Here is a 19,966-nt window from a genome sequence, read left to right as displayed (position 1 = left end):
AAACTACTAACTTTGCTAGTGGTTTTCTAAAACAAGAATAAAGCATGAAGAATAACCTATTAAGCGAAAAGCTTATTTACACCGGAGATAGTGTTACCCCTACCCACCTCCATCTCTGCACTTATAATTCCACCGAGATTCAAGAAGTTTCCGGTGACACATTTCAAGCCGTCAAGAATACATTAAATAATGAGAAAATAAATTGGCTGCAAGTTCATGGAATGAAAAATACTGAAACAATCCGTGAAATATGCAGTCACTTTGAAATAGATTTTCTGGTCCTACAAGATATACTGAATGCAGACCATCCAACCAAGATTGAAGAGCATGATAATCACATAGTACTCATCGCTAAGATATTTTATCCCAATGAGCATAAAGAAGAAGATGAACTGGATGAACTACTTCAGCAACAAGTCTGCCTTGTTCTGGGAAATAACTATGTACTCGCTTTTCTCGAGAAAGAAACAGATTTCTTCGATGATGTTAATACTGCTTTACGTAATGATGTATTAAAAATACGTAGCCGTCCAAACGATTATCTACTTAGTGTGTTATTAAACAGCATAATGGGTAATTACATTTCTATCATATCGTCTATCGACGATGCTTTGGAAGACTTAGAAGAAGAACTCCTTACAATAACGAATGGAAATGATATCGGTATACAGATTCAAGCACTCCGCCGCCAGTATATGTTAATGAAAAAAGCCATTCTTCCGTTAAAAGAACAATATGTGAAACTTTTGCGAGCAGATAACCAGCTTATTCACAAAGTAAACCGTGCCTTTTTCAATGATGTGAACGACCATTTACAATTTGTATTGCAAACTATTGAAATCTGTCGGGAAACATTATCTTCATTAGTCGATCTATATATATCGAACAACGATTTACGAATGAACGACATTATGAAACGCCTGACAGTTGTATCCACAATTTTTATTCCTCTTACCTTTCTGGTTGGAGTATGGGGTATGAATTACAAATGGATGCCGGAACTTGATTGGCAATATGGATATTTATTTGCCTGGGTTCTCATGGTAGTTATCGGTATTGTCGTATATTTGTACTTCAGAATAAAGAAATGGTATTAATATTGCACCATAACGCATGAAATCAATCAAAGAATTATACAGAATAGGAACAGGTCCTTCCAGTAGCCACACGATGGGCCCCCGCAAAGCTGCTGAAATGTTTCTGGAACGTCACCCGAATGCTGCTTCTTTTAAAGTTACACTTTATGGTAGTTTAGCTGCCACCGGGAAAGGACACATGACAGATGTAGCTATTATAGATACTTTGGAACCAACTGCCCCTGTAGAAATCGTATGGCAACCCAAAGTTTTTTTACCATTCCATCCTAACGGAATGACTTTCTCTGCAACAGACACTCAAAATAAGGTTTTGGAGAATTGGACCGTTTACAGCATCGGAGGAGGTGCGTTGGCTGAAAACAATGACAATCCAACCATTGAAAGCCGGGAAGTTTATGGCATGAATAGTATGACTGAAATACTAGGTTGGTGTGAGCATACCGGAAAGAGTTATTGGGAGTACGTAAAAGAATGTGAGGATGAAGACATCTGGGATTATCTGGCTGAAGTATGGAATACGATGAAAGATGCCATCCATCGTGGATTAGAAGCAGAAGGTGTACTACCCGGTCCACTGAATCTGAGAAGGAAAGCCTCTACTTATTATATACGTGCTACCGGATTCAAGCAATCTCTGCAATCAAGAGGTCTTGTTTTTGCTTATGCTTTAGCAGTCAGCGAAGAAAATGCGTCCGGTGGAAAAATAGTAACGGCTCCTACCTGTGGCTCTTGTGGTGTAATGCCGGCGGTGCTCTATCATTTGCAAAAAAGTCGTGAGTTTAGCGATATACGCATATTACGTGCACTTGCTACCGCAGGGCTAGTTGGAAATATCGTCAAATTCAATGCTTCCATCTCCGGAGCCGAAGTAGGCTGCCAGGGAGAAGTAGGTGTTGCTTGTGCAATGGCGTCAGCAGCAGCAAATCAATTATTCGGAGGAAGCCCGGCACAAATAGAGTATGCAGCAGAAATGGGATTGGAACATCATTTGGGAATGACTTGTGATCCAGTCTGTGGTTTGGTACAAATTCCTTGTATCGAACGAAATGCCTATGCCGCTGCTCGTGCATTAGATGCAAATCTTTACTCTGCTTTTACAGATGGAATGCATCGTGTCTCTTTCGACAAAGTAGTACAGGTCATGAAACAAACCGGTCATGACTTACCTTCACTTTATAAGGAAACCAGCGAAGGAGGCTTAGCAAAAGATTATCAACAAATGTAATTCATTGTTTAATTCCTAGTTTTCTATTTTATATTTATAAATACATAAAATTTCGGTTCGAACGTATTTGAAGTTACTGTTTTCAAAAGTTAGGGGCATAGTGATGCCCCTAATAATAAATCATTAGGGACCTGTCCTGATTAAATAATAGAACTACACTATCTTCTCTATATAGAATCATAAAGATTAGGATATTCACTCTTTATACAAAAAATTATTTCGACTTCTTATATTAAAAATGAACAAGTAAATGATTTATTTCCTCTTTTCGTACAAATCTCAAAATAAACACTTATCTTTGCATATACCTTTTTCCCCGTCAGCGTGACGTGATTATTGGAGAAAGAATGTTTTTTATAATTATTGGAATATTAACATATTACTTCTCTGTACAGAAAGTTGGCACTTTAAAAACAGTGAGAAGTGGTATAACAGATATTCCATGTCAGTTGTTATATAGAATTTCTATATATAAAATTGGCATGGACGTTTGTTGTTTATCGCTATCACTGCTAAGGTATTGCCAGCACCTCTGTACAGGTAGTGAAACGACAACAGCGTCCATGCTTTTCTTTTTCTATTATTCCCATATCCCCCATTTTGAGAAAATGCATAGGCACCTAGTCGTTTTTTAAAGATAATCAACATAATGAGAACGATATGGATCTAGAAGAAACGTTGGCACTTAAAAGAACTAATCTCGAAAAACTAATCCAAAATGCGGATGAAGCTATCCGAAACGAGATGCTCAAATACGAAGAAGCGGAACTCTACATTCGTTTACAAAGCGAATGTTTCAACTTGTATCCGGTGGTGATAAAGGCTTTAGCACTGTTGATCGCCGACGATAGAAGACGTGAAATCTTTTGCTCCATCCTGAAAGGGCATAAACTGAAAGACATTGCTGCCGCCCACAGTATGACACCCGTGGAAGTAGCAAATTTATTCCACCGTACAGTGTGGAATTTGAATAAAAAGATAAATAACGGAGCACTCACAGCCAAGGGATCTGTCAATCTTCGGCTGATGCAGGAACGGAATATGCTAAAAAACAAGTTATTAGATTATAACAGACTATGCCACCAATTACAGTTGGAAAACATAAAATTGTGTGATCAGATAGCTATACTTTTGAAGGAGAAAAAGGAAAACACAGAGCACAAACCGGTAAAAACACATGAAAAGAAACAAATAATAAAAGAGCAAACAACAAAGAAACAAGTAACAAAAAAGGAAACTACACAACACGTATCCATTTTCATGCGATGTGTGAAGTGGCTGGAATTAGTATATTCGCGGCTATAAGAAGCTGCTGGTAAAAATAAAACATACATATATTTCAAGAGAACAGCCTTATCTATAGGTTTGAACATAAAACATCTTACACCTACAACAATATCTGCTTATACACTTGTATGTTGATGTGTAATCAAAATCACATCTGCTTTTGGCTGTTGTGAAAAGTCTGTGTAATCCAATACCAGATCTACATAAATATTCTTTCTATCAAAAACCAGAATCAGACTGGTATATTTGATACCTGTTATCTGCTAAATTTTACCATTTAGGGTCACGAAAGTATCACTTTCAAACTGTTGGTTTGTAGGAGTAGTTTCTACAGGAAAAGGAGATGTTATCACATTGGGATTTGTTTTTTTGATCAAATAAACAAAAATACAAAAAAACTAATCTTTCAAATACCCGAACTTTCCTTGATTGAAGTCATCAAATGCTTGTATAATTTCACGCTTGGTATTCATCACAAAAGGGCCATGCGCTACAATCGGCTCATTCAAAGGTTCACCGCTTATCACAAGTACTACAGTATCTTCGGTCGCCTCAATTTCAAAAGTATCGCCCACATTCTCAAAAAGTACAAAATGATCTACAGGGGCTTCCACGGTTTTATTGACAAAAAGACGTCCTTTAATCACTAATAGTGCAGTATTATAATTTGCCGGAAAGGAAAATATGGCTTTTCCACCTTTATTCAACCGAGCATTCATTAGATTCACAGGACTAAATGTATCTACGGGTCCCCGTTTCCCTTCATATTCTCCGGCTACCACTTCTACAAAGCCGGAATTCTTAGGCAACTCCACCTTTAACATATCCGAATTATGGATAGCCTGATAACGTGGATGTCCCATCTTAAACTTTGCCGGTAGATTTATCCAAAGCTGTACCATCTGAAACAAACCTCCTTGTTCGCTCCACTCCTTTTCATGAAATTCTTTATGAAGTACGCCACTGGCAGCTGTCATCCATTGCACATCGCCTTCACCAATAACACCGCCACCACCATAACTATCATGATGTTCTACTTTACCTTGATAAGCAATGGTGACTGTCTCAAAACCCCGATGCGGATGCACCCCTACCCCCATAGGTTTAGGAGCAGGTGTAAACTCATATTCCGAATTATAATCCAGCAAAATAAACGGGTCCATGCGTTCTCTTTCCAAATGAAAACGGCTGGGAATAAAATTATGCACCCTAAAACCATCGCCTACCCAGTGAACTTCACCCGGTGTCATCACTAGTTCTACATTCTTCTGTGCCATAACAAACGTCCTTTCTTATTAAAAATAACTACTTCATACAGATACTCAACACATAGAAGAATTATTTTGTTTTCATAGCACGTTTTTAGAACCAGATTGGTACATTCTTACACACCACTTTTACTATTTTCATATCTACTTCATACGTTTAAATATTTCATTTCTTCTGCTTATTCCAAAGTATTCACGAAAGATGAAAATTGAACTTAATATTATCACTACTTCGAGCAAATTTGCTTTTGGAATTGTTATTCATTAATAATGATAAATTATATATTAAAGAATCGACTTATGGAGAAGAATATTTTTATGTTGGACAATGATCAGCTCAAAGACATAGCTCGCTCATTCAGTAAGAAAGTTGAAGAAGGATTAAATGCAGAAAATCAGGAAATACAATGTATTCCTACGTTTATCACCCCTAAAACTACCAATATCAAAGGAAAAGCATTGGTCCTTGACCTAGGAGGTACAAACTACAGAGTAGCAATTGTTGATTTCAGTAAAGGAGTACCGACTATTCACCCCAACAACGGTTGGAAAAAAGATATGTCAGTCATGAAATTACCCGGATATACCCGTGAAGAGCTGTTCAAAGAATTAACCGATATGATTATAGGAATAAAACGCGATGAAGAAATGCCAATCGGCTATTGTTTTTCATATCCCACAGAATCTGTTCGGGGAGGTGACGCGAAATTATTACGTTGGACAAAAGGGGTAGAAATAAAAGAGATGATAGGACAATATGTAGGGAAACCTCTTCTTGATTATTTGAACAAAAGAAATAAAATCAAATTTACGGGCATTAAAGTACTAAACGATACTATAGCCAGTTTGTTTGCCGGACTTACAGATAACAGTTACGATGCTTATATTGGCTTGATTGTAGGAACAGGTACAAATATGGCTACTTTTATTCCTGCTGATAAAATAAAAAAACTAGATTCAACATATAATATACAAGGCTTGATTCCGGTTAATCTCGAATCAGGTAATTTTCACCCTCCATTCTTAACTACGGTAGATGATACAGTAGATACAATTTTCGGCAACTTAGGAAAACAGCGTTTTGAAAAAGCAGTGTCTGGTATGTATTTGGGAGACATATTGAAAGCAACTTTTCCTTTAGACGAATTCGAAGAGAAATTCGATGCACAGAAACTCACAGCTATCATGAACTATCCGGATATCCATAAGGAAGTATATGTGCAAGTTGCACATTGGATTTATAACAGATCAGCACAATTGGTCGCTGCGTCCCTCGCAGGATTGATCTTGTTGTTGAAATCATATAATAAAGATATACGAAAGATTTGCCTTGTCGCCGAAGGGAGTCTTTTCTGGAGTGAGAACAGAAAAGACAAAAATTATAATATTCTTGTGATGGAAAAACTACAGGAACTTCTTAACGAATTTAATCTAAAAGATGTAGTTGTCCATATCAACAGTATAAATAACGCGAATCTGATAGGAACGGGTATCGCAGCGCTCGCTTAAGTACAGAAACATTTCAATAGAGGTAATCCAAAAGATTATTCTCCTACTATTTATGTTAAAAAGAACGTATCAAAATTAAAAGCAGACTATCATAATGAAATATCCAGGCGCTAATTACACGGTTTTAGTTAGTAAAAGAACTGTGAAATCAGCACCTGGAAAAATTATGCAAATTGTTTATATACAACATTCTTATATTATTCATCTAGGTTTAGAGACGATGGCCAATTAGTATCATCCCCGTTGCTAATATTCTTATCAAGTACAAGTCCACCATCTTGGGTAAAATATAAGGCATGTCTCTGATCACCTTGCTTTACTTGAATAACAGATTTAGTCAAAGTCTGCGGGAACGTCAAGACATATACATCTGTCACAACCCAAGAATTATAAATTGAATTCTGGAAGGCTTTATAAACAGCCGACACAAGTTGATCAATGCTGTCCAGTTCGTTTTCCGTCATCACCCAATTGGCATTTGCGTCAAACCAGACGTCCAATTCATCACCGCTCAACCAACAATCGGCCACATAATATTCGCCTTTCATCTCCCATTTTACATTCTGGGCATTGGGATATAATTGTTTTAATGCTTCCACAATATTGGAAGGCGGAACATATATATCATCATTATCATCATCACTACACGCGCTGAATGAAAGAGCAAACAATACATATACTATCATCCACACGCTAAATTTAAATCTCAACATAATTACATACTCGGTTTAGGTTATATGCTTTTCATTTAATCGTCCGCTTTCAAGAACTTTCCTTTCTTATCGAACTTAAAAGACACACCGGTGGATAATTCTATTTCATATCCCTTACGGTCACGTTCTACTTTCCGCACACCTTCATTAGCAAAATTGTGTGCTTTCAAATAATTAGAAGCAAACGCCGGTACAACACTTGCAGGAAGTTTCCCTTTCTTCACACTTACCTCTTCCCAATTTCCTTTACTATCAAAATTTATTTCAGTACCATTCATCAACAATACCTCATATTTTGTAGCTTCCAACACATCCTTGTCAATCTTAATATGTGCTACCTGAGGTTTACCAAAGTGCTGATTAATAAAATTACGCGCCGGAAGTGGTAACTGGTTCATGTCTTTTGTTATTATATCACCGGCGAATGAAAACTGTATGGCTACGATAGCCAACACAAGCAAAGATAAAATTTTCTTCATAATCGTTATTTTTTAGTGTTAATACTATACCTAAATGGTTTATACTGCAAATAACGATACAGATTCTGGAAAGATTTAGGAATAATCAATGAAGAGAATCTTTTTTTGCTTCTTTAACTTTCATCATTGAAGTTCTAAACATAAAAAATACGAATACCTATTAAAGCATCCGGATACTCATGTTCTCTTCATCATTCAAATACACTACTTTTCGAAATATCCTGCCAAATTATAACATACCGGAATTGTACTATTACCTACACGGTAGATACCAAATTTAAAATAATATCCATCATCATCATTACGTCCGATCATGATTTTCTCACTATCGACAATATGCTTACTTATCTTTTTACCTTTTTCCTCATAACTCATCTCCACATTTAGCATTCCCGGTTTTACAATCGTTTCAGATTCTTTGCCATACACCGTCCAGTCGATATGAATCCGAAACGTGATCCAGCAATCTTTCGGAAAATCCGCAAAAGGCATTTTATATGCAATAGTAGATACCTTATATTCAGATGTTACAGGACTCATAACCAAAGTTTTTTCAGGATTTGCATTACAACGATCATCTTTATCAGTCAGCCATTTACGATCCGAATTTGCTTTAATATAAAACCATCCTCCGGAAAAGCCGAAAGCCAATGGTGGATATCCTCCTTGTTCTACCAACCAACCGTTTGGTTTACCTACCTTATATACCGGATTCTCATCTTTGTCTTTCACCGGAATTCCTTGATTATCTAATTTAGCTACTTTTTCATGTCCCATATTTTTCTTAAAGAAAGTAGTCTTATCCAAATCCATAAACTCATCAACTGTCAGCTTTTTAACTTCTCCCAGAGGAGTTTGTACTAAAGTACGATCTGGCATTCCATGCCATTGAGCAAAAATAGTAGAAACATTACTATTTAAAGTGGAAGGTATATACACTGAAAATTCGTAATCACGGGATGCTCCCTGCGGACATATACCCTTTCCATGGTGATAAACAGTTTTTGTTATCTGTGCTTTTTCATAAGTATCAGCAGGAAGTCTTTTAAAATCTTCTGAAGTTGCATAACAATAAGAGAATTCTGCGCGCCCTTTTGTCTCACCTTTTCCATACCCCTCCAATGTATTATCTTCAGTTCTTAGTTCAAAACGATAAGAAGGTTTTCCATTAAACAGCCGGGTGAAATCCCGTTGTATAGCATGAGGTTTATTTGTTCCAACCGCTACCCAACAATCATCAATAATTTGACTGTTACGTGCCGAATCAACTTGTACATTTACCCGTTCCCTCAACGGAACCAAGTCTTTATTATTTTTAGTCTGCGCAATCAGTGCCGTACATCCTGCTGCCAATATGCAAATAGCAAAAATATTTTTCTTCATTCCAATTTGTATTTTGTTTTTCTAACGATACAAAAATACGAAAGGCAACCATAAAGGCTGCCTATCATTTGTTTCAAATGCTTTCACATTTGTGTAATTCTAATGTACAAAGGAGTTATAAAATTAATTATTGGGAGTTTCTTCTTTATATTCCTCTTCAAGCATATCTACTTTTTCAATATTCATTTTTCCATCGGAAGTAATAGTTATGGAAAGCGGAATATATAAATCCGTTTGCGGATAGCAAACACTTGCTGCATATACAATACCTTGCGCAGTAGTCTTATCATAAACGACCCCTTCAAGAATAGACTTTGATAAGAAACTTGCATCTACAACATCTGAAAAATCATTTTTTGTAAATGTTTTATTAAAAACAGAAGCATCTCCCTGGGTCAAACGCACTACTATTTTATTATCCATATAAATATCCCCCATTTCATTTGCCACATGGGGCAGATTCTCATCGGGAGTACGGGAAACATAAGAATGATAGTCCTTTCCCTTGAATTTAATATCGACCTCTGCCTTTGAGTCCTGCATACGTTGAATGCCATGTGCATCTACACTATCCTGCAACGCCATATTTGAATTACCATCTGCATTCCCGCTCTTACCACCACAAGCTGCTAACACAGCAAATATCGGTAACATAAGCAGATAAATAAACTTTTTCATCTTCGATTAATCCGTTTAAATTATATGGCAAAGGAACAAAAAGAAGGGGAGATTTACAAATATAATTCACTTTTTTCCTACATTTGCAATCAAGAAAACTAAGTGAATATGAAATACACAAAATGGTTACTAACTATATTACTACTAGGTGTTGCTTGCATCATACATGCCCAACGCACAGAGACTTTACTCGAAAAAGGTTGGAAGTTCATCAAAGGCGACTTTCCTGAAGCTCAACAAACCGACTTTAATGACTCTGAATGGGAATCGGTCATTATCCCACATGATTGGGCAATCTACGGACCATTCGACATCAATAATGACCTCCAAAATGTAGCCATCACACAGAATCTCGAAAGTAAGGCCTCTTTAAAAACAGGACGTACAGGCGGACTACCATACGTTGGGATTGGATGGTATCGGACTCGATTCAATGCTCCTTCCGACAAAGAAGTTACTCTTCTGTTTGACGGAGCTATGAGCGAAGCTCACATTTATATAAATGGTAAGGAGGCTTGTTTTTGGCCTTTTGGTTATAACTCTTTCCACTGTAACGTTACTTCCTTATTAAATAAAGATGGAAAAGATAATATACTAGCTGTACGCTTAGAAAATCACCCACAGTCTTCGCGCTGGTATCCTGGAGCGGGATTATATCGAAATGTACATCTGATTGTAACAGAAAAAATACATATCCCAGTATGGGGTACTTTTATAACAACTCCTCATGTAAGTAAAGAATTTGCAGCCATACATCTGCAAACAAAAATTGAGAATGCCGGTAGTCATGAAATACGAATAGAAACGGAAATACTTTCACCCGAAGGTAAAGTGGTTGCACGAAAAGAAAACAAAGGTTGTATCAACCATCAACAAGCATTTGACCAAAATTTTATCGTAGACACTCCCCAACTTTGGTCGCCGGAAGCTCCTATACTTTATAAAGCAGTTTCTAGAATTTATGCAAAAGAGCAGTTGATAGATACTTATACAACGCGCTTCGGTATCCGCAGTATTGAATTCATCGCCGATAAAGGTTTTTACCTCAATGGTAAACATCGAAAATTTCAGGGTGTATGCAATCATCATGATTTAGGACCTTTAGGATCAGCTATAAATACAGCAGCACTTCAACATCAGCTGACTTTATTAAAAGATATGGGATGTGATGCTATCCGTACTTCACATAATATGCCTGCTCCTGAGCTCGTTGCTTTGTGTGATGAAATGGGATTTATGATGATGATTGAACCTTTTGACGAATGGGACATCGCCAAATGCGAGAACGGTTATCACCGCTATTTCAATGATTGGGCAGAACGCGATATGATAAATATGCTTCATAACTACCGAAATAATCCCTGTGTTGTAATGTGGAGTATTGGTAATGAGGTACCTACCCAATGCAACCCGGAAGGATATAAAGTAGCCCAATTCTTGCAAGATATTTGTCACCGTGAAGACCCTACCCGTCCTGTGACATGCGGAATGGATCAAATTAGTTGTGTACTCTCAAATGGATTTGGTGCGATGATAGATATACCCGGATTTAACTATCGTACCCACCGCTATCAGGAAAGTTACGACCAACTTCCTCAAAACCTAATTTTGGGTAGTGAAACTGCTTCTACTTTTAGTTCACGCGGTGTCTACAAGTTCCCGGTAGAAGAGAAAAAAGATACCAGATACAATGATAACCAATGTTCTTCCTATGATGTGGAATCTGGTTCTTGGTCCAATATTCCTGACGAAGACTTTGCACTGGCAGATGATTTCCATTGGACAATAGGACAATTTGTATGGACCGGATTTGACTATTTAGGAGAACCGACTCCATATGATGGTAATTTTCTTAATCACAGTTCAATGTTTGGTATTATCGACTTAGCAAGTTTACCTAAAGACCGTTATTACCTCTATCGAAGCATCTGGAATCAAAATACAGAAACACTTCACATATTACCTCACTGGACATGGCCGGGTCGAGAAGGAGAGATAACACCTGTATTCGTATATACCAACTATCCTACTGTTGAACTATTCATCAACGGGAAAAGTTATGGAAAACAAAGTAAAAACAACAGTTCACTAAAGAATCGCTACCGTTTGATGTGGATGGATACTGTATATGAGCCGGGTGAAGTAAAAGTTATAGCCTATGACAAAAATGGAAAAGCAGTTGCAGAAAAGAGTACTCATACAGCCGGAAAACCGCATCACCTAGAACTGGTCAGTTATCGGAATGAATTGGCAGCAGATGGAAAAGACTTGGCTTATGTGACCGTGAAAGTAGTAGACAAGGACGGTAACCTCTGTCCTGCTGACAATCGATTAGTGAACTTCTCAGTAAAAGGTGCAGGAAGATATCGTGCAGGGGCTAATGGGGATCCGACTTGCGTAGATTTATTTCATCTTCCAAAAATGCACGCATTTAACGGAATGCTGACAGCTATTATTCAAGCCGGAGAAACTAATGGAGAAATTATCTTATATGCAAAAGCAAAGGGAATAAAAGGAAGTAATATCCGAATCAATTCCTCCAAATAGTTATTGTATTCAATAGTAAATAAAAAAAATATTGAACGAATTAATGTCAGAATAGTAGAATTACTACAGAATCAATTTATCAAACAAGATTGTTATTTTATGGGAAATCCAGAAAATATTATCAATCTATTTCAATTCAAGTGTCTATATGGCACTTACATTCCTGATGGGAGAAGCTGATAATCTATCAATCTTGGATATTGTACATTGGGGAGTAGAATATCAATCTACTCTCACTCAAAGAAAAGGAGCCTACCGATTTATCTAAGCCGGTGCAGATACCATCGTCGGACATTATTCTCATGTCATTCAGCAAGAAGAATATTTTAAAAATAAACCGATCTTTCATAGTTTAGGAAGTTTTGTTTTTGATTTACGTAAACCTAAAGCTTCACAAAGCTTGACAAAGTAAATTGTTTAACTGGATTTTACACCCAACAAATATAATATAAAAACCTACCCTGTAACTATCAGAAACTGCCGACCGGAACCAGAATCGATCAAATAGCTTTCCAGAAAGACTGGAAATCCCGATACTTTCCATAACAGACTAATTCATCACCTTTGTGAACTTTCTCATTCTCCGGAAGTTCATTTTTTATATGAAGTTCCATCACAGAAACTCCTAAACAATTGGTTACTTTATTCGCACGCTTCAATCCAATCAGTTTTAAATGAAACTCTTCATCTAGATTCAATTCATTTACAAAATATCCTACGAACTTCTCAGGAACTGCAAATTTCACAACATAATATTCCGGATCAATACGAAAGGTTTCCATGTTAGTACCAAAATCAAGCACCTGTACCAAGCTACGTGCAGCATCCTCTTCCGGAGTAAGTATCTTTTCTAAGCTGAAAGCTTCTAATACAGATCTGTGAACCGCATCTATTGCGCGAGCATAAATACGAGGCACTTGTTTCTGTTTCAGTAATGCTACGACACGTATTGATGCTCCAAAGTTCTCACCGATGGCAACTATCACAATATCCACACTATTCAATGGCAAAACAGACAATGCCTGTTCATCTGTTGCATCAATCATAAAAGCTGTAGCAATCTTATCCTTTATTGAATCTACTCGGCTCTCACTAATATCTGCACCAATAACTTCATGTCCTAATGCTGATAACTCTTCAGCCAATACATGACCGTAATTTCCTAAACCAATAATAATGTATTTCATCTCTTTAGTTTATTATGATGTTATCACTTGGATAACGATATTTTGTATTCTTTTTCTGTTTGACAATTCCCAACATTAATGTTATTAGTCCCACCCGTCCAATAAACATCAACAAAGCGACCAATAACTTACTTTCATCACGCAAATCAGGAGTCAGATTCAAACTAGACCCAACGGTACTAAGAGCAGATACACATTCAAAAGTCAATGCCATCACTGAAACTTCCGGCTCAAGTATACTTAAAATAAATATAAAGAGAAACAAGGTACCTAACGACATTACCACTGTCGCATTGGAACGGCGGATAGAATCAAATGAAAGTTCCCGACCAAAAACCTCTACCCGTTCCGACCCTTTTATAACAGCAAGCAAATTTAAAATAACCACTGCAAAAGCGTTCACCTTCACACCACCGGCAGTAGACTGAGCTCCACCACCAACCCACATCAGTCCTAAATAGACCAATAAAGATTGCACACTCAACGAAGCCAAATCGACGCTGGTAAATCCTGCCGTTCGGGGACAAGCAGCATTGAAAAACGATTGTGTCCATTTATCTGTAACAGACATTCCTGCAAAAGAGCCGTTCCATTCAAAGAATGCAATAGCCAGTGTACCCAAGAAAAGCAACAGGAAAGTCATAATCAAAACAATCTTAGTATTTAGATTATAAAGATGGTGTATCTTATGTCTCGCCAACTTACGGGTTTTCAAAAAATACCAGAAACGACCTAAATGATAGATAATGATATCTTTAAAATTCACAAGAATTGGAAAACCAATTCCACCCAAAATAATCAATAATGAAATGGAAATATATAGCCAATTATGATTCGTCATCAACATCGGATTTCCCAGATTACCCGGTAAGGTAGAAAAGCCGGCATTACAAAAAGCTGAAATAGAATGAAAAGCAGAAAAGGCTAGTTCTTCCTGAAAATCCATTCCTAAAGTGCCATGGATACTAAACCAGATAGATACCATACCTATTCCTTCAATGACCAACGTAAATCCTAAGATATATAATAAGGTAGACAACAAAGAACCTATCGAATTCGAATTAACCATGTCGCGTACTACCAACTGATTATACAAAGAAGTATTCCCCATAAAGAACATGGCAAAGAAACTGGTCAATGTCATCACCCCCAATCCTCCCACCTGAATAAGCAGGATAATAACCACAAGTCCGGCAGATGTAAATGTAGACGATACGTCTACCGGAACAAGCCCCGTCACACACACAGCACTGGTAGCGGTGAATAAAGAATCAACCCAAGTAATACCATTCACCGTGCAACGAGGTAGCATTAATAATCCTGTTCCAACTAAAATAATAACCAAAAAGCTCACTGCCAGAATCAAAGAAGGATTTGTACGTCGTCCCAGCAAGCGAACTAAGCCGTTTGACAGATTTAAAAAAGAAAGAATCAGTAATAAAACCAGATGATAAAATTTCCCATCCAAGAATTTCCAGAATTGTAATATCACCCCTTCCTCTTCCGGACGATGAAAGATAACCGGAATCAAAGTCAGATATAACAGCCAACTCAATATCCATGCCAGCCTTCGGTACCTCTTCCGCGTATCCCTATACTCTAATAAAATGTGTAAAGTTACATCTACCAGAAATATAATCCATACAGTTTTATAGAGAACCTGAATTTGCCCTACTTCTTCGATAGAAAGAGGAAAACCATGTTCATAAACAATGCCGACAATCAACAATAGTGATGCCAAATAAGTTAAAGCTTCTATTAATCCAAGTAGAAAGCGAATGTAAGGCTTTAGCAGTTTATTCTGATATAACAAGAACTTATGATAAATCTTCATATCAATTTATTTTCTATGTCGCGCAAACTTAACTAAAATAACAAACAAAACCGATTCTTTGTTGACATAAATATCTACATCTTAAAAATTTTATCTACATTTGGCAACGGAAAACTAAAAAAACACAATATTATGAGTGATAAAAAGAAGAGGTACATCCTGCCGGAAGAGGAAATTCCACATTATTGGTATAACATACAGGCTGATATGGTAAACAAACCTATGCCGCCGTTGCACCCTGCAACTAAACAACCGTTAAAAGCTGAAGATATGTATCCTATCTTCGCAGAGGAATTGTGTCATCAGGAACTGAACCAGACTGATGCATGGATTGAAATACCAGAAGAAGTACGTGAAATGTATAAATATTATCGTAGTACTCCACTTGTACGTGCTTATGGTCTGGAAAAAGCACTTGGAACTCCGGCACATATTTATTTCAAAAATGAGAGCGTTAGTCCGATTGGTTCTCATAAATTGAATTCTGCATTAGCACAAGCTTACTATTGTAAAAAAGAAGGTGTAACCAATATTACCACAGAGACAGGTGCCGGACAATGGGGAGCAGCCCTTTCATATGCTGCTAAAGTGTTCGGTTTGGAAGCTGCTGTATACCAGGTTAAAATCAGCTATGAACAGAAACCTTATCGCCGTAGTATCATGCAGACATTCGGGGCACAAGTTACTCCTTCCCCATCTATGTCTACACGTGCCGGAAAAAATATTCTCACTGCTCACCCTAACTACCAGGGATCATTAGGCACTGCTATTTCAGAAGCAATCGAATTGGCTCAACAAACTCCGAACTGTAAATATACGCTTGGATCCGTGCTTAGCCATGTCACACTGCATCAAACAATTATTGGCTTGGAAGCTGAAAAGCAAATGGAAATGGCTGGTGAATATCCGGATGTAGTGATTGGATGTTTCGGAGGTGGTTCCAACTTCGGAGGAATTTCTTTCCCTTTCATGCGTCACAATATCTTGGAAGGAAAGAAAACCCGTTTTGTAGCTGCCGAGCCTGCATCTTGTCCTAAACTGACCAGAGGTAAATTCCAATATGATTTCGGTGATGAAGCCGGATATACTCCGCTGCTTCCGATGTTTACTTTAGGACATAATTTTGCTCCGGCACATATTCATGCAGGTGGTCTTCGTTATCATGGAGCAGGTGTCATTGTTTCTCAGTTATTAAAAGACAAATTAATGGAAGCTGTTGATATTCAACAATTGGAATCATTCGAAGCAGGTTGCCTCTTTGCACAGATGGAAGGTATTATCCCTGCTCCTGAATCTTGTCATGCAATTGCCGCTGCTATTCGTGAAGCGAATGCTTGCAAAGAAAAAGGAGAGGAAAAAGTGATCCTGTTCAACCTGTCCGGTCACGGATTGATTGATATGGCGTCATATGATAAATATCTAGCCGGTGATCTGGTAAACTATACACTTACAGACGAAGATATACAACAGAATCTTGATGAAATAGGTGATTTAGTCAAATAAAGAAGAAAATAAAGGTACCAAAGCTTACTTAGTATCTTCTGTAAGGAAACCTAAAAATTTCTAAAGTAAACAATCGCCCTCGCTATAATATCATAGTGAGGGCGATTTCATATTCAAAGCTTTTAAAGTAGCTTCTAAGTCAAATTATTATGTAAATATCAATGTACTTTTAACACACATTCTAGCTATTCTCTTTTATCTTATCCAGATATTCACTGGGAGACATTTTCTCTATACTTGCAAAATACCGATAAAAACTGGAACGTGAAGTAAAACCACTCATAAACATTAGCTCTTTCACCGTCAGCTCTTTGTTTAAAGTAGCTTGTTCTTTAAAAAACTGTAAACGATGAAAGTTTATAAAATCCCTGAATCCTGAAAAACCGTCATAATGAAATGCTTTATCAAGTCGATTTTCATTGGTTCCTATATCATCCAATAGATTTTGTAATGAATATTGAGAATCTGTAAATGATTTATTCTCTTTCATAAATTGTTGCAACTTATTGCACAAATCAAGTACAATAGGAGATACTTCTATTTCCTGAATAGCTGCTATCTCTTCAGATTTCAATTCCTCGACAGGCGCAGGTGGCAGAGAGAGCGGATTCTCATTACGAATATACATTATGTCCAGATAGATAACGGGAAGAATTACAAAATAGCCAAACAGATTGAAGCATATCCCAGAAGTACCCAACATCAACCAAATATAGCCTGACATTATTACTCCAAAGCAAATCATATATATCATCATTGCTTTACTTTGCTTACGCCGGACAGGAGTCCACTTTTTTAAATAAGGGAAAAGAAAATTAATGGTAGGAGTAATCACACTAAAAACAAACAAAGACAGCCTGACAATTACATCTTGTTTATGCACATTTCTGACAATATCTTTAAAAGATTTGAGTTCTGTATAATATCCATTAAAAAAATGATAACAACAAGCCACACAAATAATCAATAAAATAGGAATCGCATAATTAGTGGCACGACTCCAAGTCATCCATCCCGGCTTTAAAGACATATGAGGAAAAATTGAGAAGAACTGGAAAAAGACAATCACGCGAACAATGTGCCATATTGAGAGATGATTCATCGGAACTTCTGTAAAACGAGGAATCATCACTTCTATTCCCCGACTAAAAAGCCACATCCATTCAAGGTTATCACATAAAAGAAGCATTGCCAAACAAAGTGCCAAAACTCCCCATGCTCTTTGAAGACTATTATCTGCAGAACGTTTAAGTACAATAATCCCGGCAACTACTCCGGCTGCATCAAGCAATAATTCAACACATAATACAATTACATTAACCATCTCATTTTTTGTTTTGTCATCGGTATGCAAAAGTAAACCTTTTCGGCAAATACAAAAACAAAGAATCATTATTCACCGGCAAAAACACGTCCCACTTTAGGGAAAATCAGCAAAATGGGAAGCATTTTCCCACTACTTATTTCGTCATTCTGGGTACAACGAATATATTTGCATGATCTTATCCCTTAAATAAGATCAAGACATGTATGACACGTTATTTAAAAAATATGGAGAAAGAAATTATCATCGATAATAATCTAGATGAAATTACAAGAATCACCCAATTCATCGAAGAAATGGGGATGTCTTTGAAGTTACCTTCGGAAATTACAATGAGTATAAATCTTGCTATCGAAGAAGCCGTTACCAATATTATCCAACATGGATACCCAAAAGGTATAAGTAGTGATATTATCCTCAAAGTAAATATCGCTCCCAGAACGCTAACTTTCTATATTATTGATGAAGGACTTTCTTTCGACCCTACAGCTAAAGAATCACCTGATAATACAATATCTTTGGAACAACGTCTAACGGAAGGATTGGGACTTTTCTTAATTCGCCGAACAATGGACAAAATTGAATATCATACAAACGGAACAAGCAATCAACTAACCCTTATCAAACAAATTGATAACAATTTCAAACAAGAAGCCACACTCAAAACAAACCTCTGCAAAATAGAAGGGGTAACAGTCCTCGCCGTAGAGGGTAGGTTGGACACCGCTAATACTAACGAGTTTAATAGCGTGATCCAACCTCTTTTAAATGATTCTAATCCAGACATTATCTTAAATTGTGAAGGATTATCTTATATCAGCAGTTCCGGTCTGCGTAGTCTAATTGTACTACAAAAGAGCGTTCTGCAACACCGCGGAAGTCTTGTCATAGAAGCCATAAGACCGGAAATTCTAAAAATATTTGAAATGACCGGTTGCTCTACTCTTTTTACAATCCGCTAAATCCGATTTCATTCATGGCAAAGCAACTAAAAGTGTGTTTTTTATTTCTGATAATTAGTCTTTTATCAGTAACTACAGCCAAAGCGCAGCCTATTATCCTGACCCCTAAGTGGACTGCACAGGCACAGTTTACAGGATATTATGTAGCCGAGAAAATGGGCTTTTATAAAGAGGAAGGACTTGATGTGCATGTACAACATCCCTCCCTCTCCGAGAGTTCGTATTCTTACTTAGAGCAAGGACGAGCGCAAGTTGCCGTGATGAATTTATCATATGCCCTCATGGAATGGGCTAAAGGAGCCAAGATTGTAAATATACTACAGACTTCACAAGAGAATAGTTTAATGTTAGTGGGACATACTCCATTCAAAGGCATTTCCTCATTACAGCACAAAAAAATAGCTGTATGGAACCATTTGAGCGAGGAATTACTCGACCAGATTGCTGAAAATTATAATCTGCAAGTAGAGTGGATTCGCTTCAACAGCGGAATCAACCTATTTTTTTCCAAAGCGGCAGATATTTGCCTTGTAGGAAGTTATAATGAATTTCCACAGCTAAAAGAATGTGGTATGGAAGTAGACTCTACACACATTTTGCGATTTGCTGATTATGGATACAATTTACCGGAAGATGGGCTTTACGTCTCTGAAAAATTCTATAAGGAACATCCGGAAACCGTTAAGAAACTGGCTCATGCCAGTATGCGTGGTTGGAAGTGGGCAAATGAACATCCTGAAAAAGCATTGGATATCGTTATGGACCAGATCAGCAAACACAATATTGGAACCAACCGTTATCATCAACGTAAGATGTTGGAAGAAATATTACGTCTGCAAGTTGAAAGAGAAAGCAGTAAGAGAACTTATCATCTGAGTCGTGAAAAGTTTGAGCAAGCTATTAAAATATTATTTCCTTCAGATATACAAAAAATGCCTCATCTAAGCTATGATAACTTTGTAAAATAAGA

Annotated in this window: 16 protein-coding genes and 1 pseudogene; 9 read left to right on the top strand and 8 right to left on the bottom strand. The window is 37.2% G+C overall.

From position 1 onward, the window contains the following. The first annotated feature begins 44 nt into the window (after window positions 1-44). From corA to PHO71_RS06025, 3 genes are all read left to right on the top strand, one after another. On the top strand, window positions 45-1,097 hold the full coding sequence (gene corA / locus PHO71_RS06035; protein WP_300200373.1) for a magnesium/cobalt transporter CorA: 1,053 nt from the start codon (window positions 45-47) through the stop codon (window positions 1,095-1,097). 16 nt (window positions 1,098-1,113) lie between these two features. Beyond that, window positions 1,114-2,322 carry an L-serine ammonia-lyase gene (locus PHO71_RS06030; RefSeq protein WP_300200370.1) on the top strand — a complete coding sequence of 403 codons (1,209 nt, stop codon included), beginning with the start codon at window positions 1,114-1,116 and terminating at the stop codon, window positions 2,320-2,322. 660 nt (window positions 2,323-2,982) lie between these two features. After that, complete coding sequence (locus PHO71_RS06025; RefSeq protein WP_300200368.1) at window positions 2,983-3,627, top strand: hypothetical protein; 645 nt, start codon at window positions 2,983-2,985, stop codon at window positions 3,625-3,627. Window positions 3,628-4,007: 380 nt separating this feature from the next. Here PHO71_RS06025 and PHO71_RS06020 read toward each other — a convergent pair whose 3' ends face one another. Beyond that, entirely contained in the window at window positions 4,008-4,886 is an 879-nt protein-coding gene (locus tag PHO71_RS06020; RefSeq protein ID WP_300200365.1) for a pirin family protein, read from the bottom strand. 291 nt (window positions 4,887-5,177) lie between these two features. Here PHO71_RS06020 and PHO71_RS06015 point away from each other — a divergent pair, with 291 nt between their 5' ends. Next, on the top strand, window positions 5,178-6,386 hold the full coding sequence (locus PHO71_RS06015; protein ID WP_300200362.1) for a hexokinase: 1,209 nt from the start codon (window positions 5,178-5,180) through the stop codon (window positions 6,384-6,386). Window positions 6,387-6,583: 197 nt separating this feature from the next. Here PHO71_RS06015 and PHO71_RS06010 read toward each other — a convergent pair whose 3' ends face one another. From PHO71_RS06010 to PHO71_RS05995, 4 genes are all read right to left on the bottom strand, one after another. Beyond that, the gene (locus PHO71_RS06010) at window positions 6,584-7,099 is read right to left on the bottom strand and encodes a PepSY-like domain-containing protein (protein WP_300200360.1); all 516 of its coding nucleotides are present in this window, start codon (window positions 7,097-7,099) and stop codon (window positions 6,584-6,586) included. Between the two features lie 35 nt (window positions 7,100-7,134). Then, on the bottom strand, window positions 7,135-7,578 hold the full coding sequence (locus tag PHO71_RS06005; protein WP_300200357.1) for a PepSY-like domain-containing protein: 444 nt from the start codon (window positions 7,576-7,578) through the stop codon (window positions 7,135-7,137). A gap of 204 nt (window positions 7,579-7,782) precedes the next feature. Next, on the bottom strand, window positions 7,783-8,961 hold the full coding sequence (locus PHO71_RS06000) for a heparin lyase I family protein (RefSeq protein WP_300200354.1): 1,179 nt from the start codon (window positions 8,959-8,961) through the stop codon (window positions 7,783-7,785). 123 nt (window positions 8,962-9,084) lie between these two features. Further along, window positions 9,085-9,639: a DUF4738 domain-containing protein gene (locus PHO71_RS05995; RefSeq protein WP_300200351.1), complete on the bottom strand. Its 555-nt coding sequence runs from the start codon at window positions 9,637-9,639 to the stop codon at window positions 9,085-9,087. A 108-nt stretch (window positions 9,640-9,747) separates the two neighbouring features. On the opposite strand from PHO71_RS05995, the gene PHO71_RS05990 reads away from it, so the two are divergent. After that, window positions 9,748-12,186, top strand: a complete 2,439-nt coding sequence (locus PHO71_RS05990; RefSeq protein ID WP_300200348.1) for a DUF4982 domain-containing protein — start codon at window positions 9,748-9,750, stop codon at window positions 12,184-12,186. A gap of 280 nt (window positions 12,187-12,466) precedes the next feature. Then, window positions 12,467-12,598 (top strand): annotated as a pseudogene (locus tag PHO71_RS05985) (CapA family protein); the annotation flags it as partial. Window positions 12,599-12,686: 88 nt separating this feature from the next. Here PHO71_RS05985 and PHO71_RS05980 read toward each other — a convergent pair. Beyond that, window positions 12,687-13,373 (bottom strand): TrkA family potassium uptake protein, encoded by a 687-nt coding sequence (locus tag PHO71_RS05980; protein ID WP_300200345.1) that lies wholly within the window; start codon window positions 13,371-13,373, stop codon window positions 12,687-12,689. 4 nt (window positions 13,374-13,377) lie between these two features. Further along, the gene (locus PHO71_RS05975) at window positions 13,378-15,207 is read right to left on the bottom strand and encodes a TrkH family potassium uptake protein (protein WP_300200342.1); all 1,830 of its coding nucleotides are present in this window, start codon (window positions 15,205-15,207) and stop codon (window positions 13,378-13,380) included. Between the two features lie 132 nt (window positions 15,208-15,339). Here PHO71_RS05975 and PHO71_RS05970 point away from each other — a divergent pair, with 132 nt between their 5' ends. Then, window positions 15,340-16,710, top strand: coding sequence for a TrpB-like pyridoxal phosphate-dependent enzyme (locus tag PHO71_RS05970; RefSeq protein WP_300200339.1), 1,371 nt, complete (start codon window positions 15,340-15,342; stop codon window positions 16,708-16,710). 181 nt (window positions 16,711-16,891) lie between these two features. Here the strand turns inward: PHO71_RS05970 and PHO71_RS05965 are convergent, their stop codons facing one another. Continuing rightward, the gene (locus PHO71_RS05965; RefSeq protein WP_300200336.1) at window positions 16,892-18,034 is read right to left on the bottom strand and encodes a helix-turn-helix domain-containing protein; all 1,143 of its coding nucleotides are present in this window, start codon (window positions 18,032-18,034) and stop codon (window positions 16,892-16,894) included. A gap of 227 nt (window positions 18,035-18,261) precedes the next feature. Between PHO71_RS05965 and PHO71_RS05960 the strand changes: the two genes are divergently transcribed. Beyond that, window positions 18,262-18,996: an anti-sigma factor antagonist gene (locus tag PHO71_RS05960; protein WP_300200333.1), complete on the top strand. Its 735-nt coding sequence runs from the start codon at window positions 18,262-18,264 to the stop codon at window positions 18,994-18,996. A 14-nt stretch (window positions 18,997-19,010) separates the two neighbouring features. Further along, on the top strand, window positions 19,011-19,964 hold the full coding sequence (locus PHO71_RS05955; protein ID WP_300200331.1) for an ABC transporter substrate-binding protein: 954 nt from the start codon (window positions 19,011-19,013) through the stop codon (window positions 19,962-19,964). Window positions 19,965-19,966: the final 2 nt, after the last annotated feature.

It is taken from the genome of Bacteroides sp. (assembly GCF_028690125.1).
Lineage (GTDB): Bacteria > Bacteroidota > Bacteroidia > Bacteroidales > Bacteroidaceae > Bacteroides.
The sequence above is the reverse complement of the archived record's forward strand: the minus strand, read 5'-3'. Positions and strand labels throughout refer to the sequence as shown.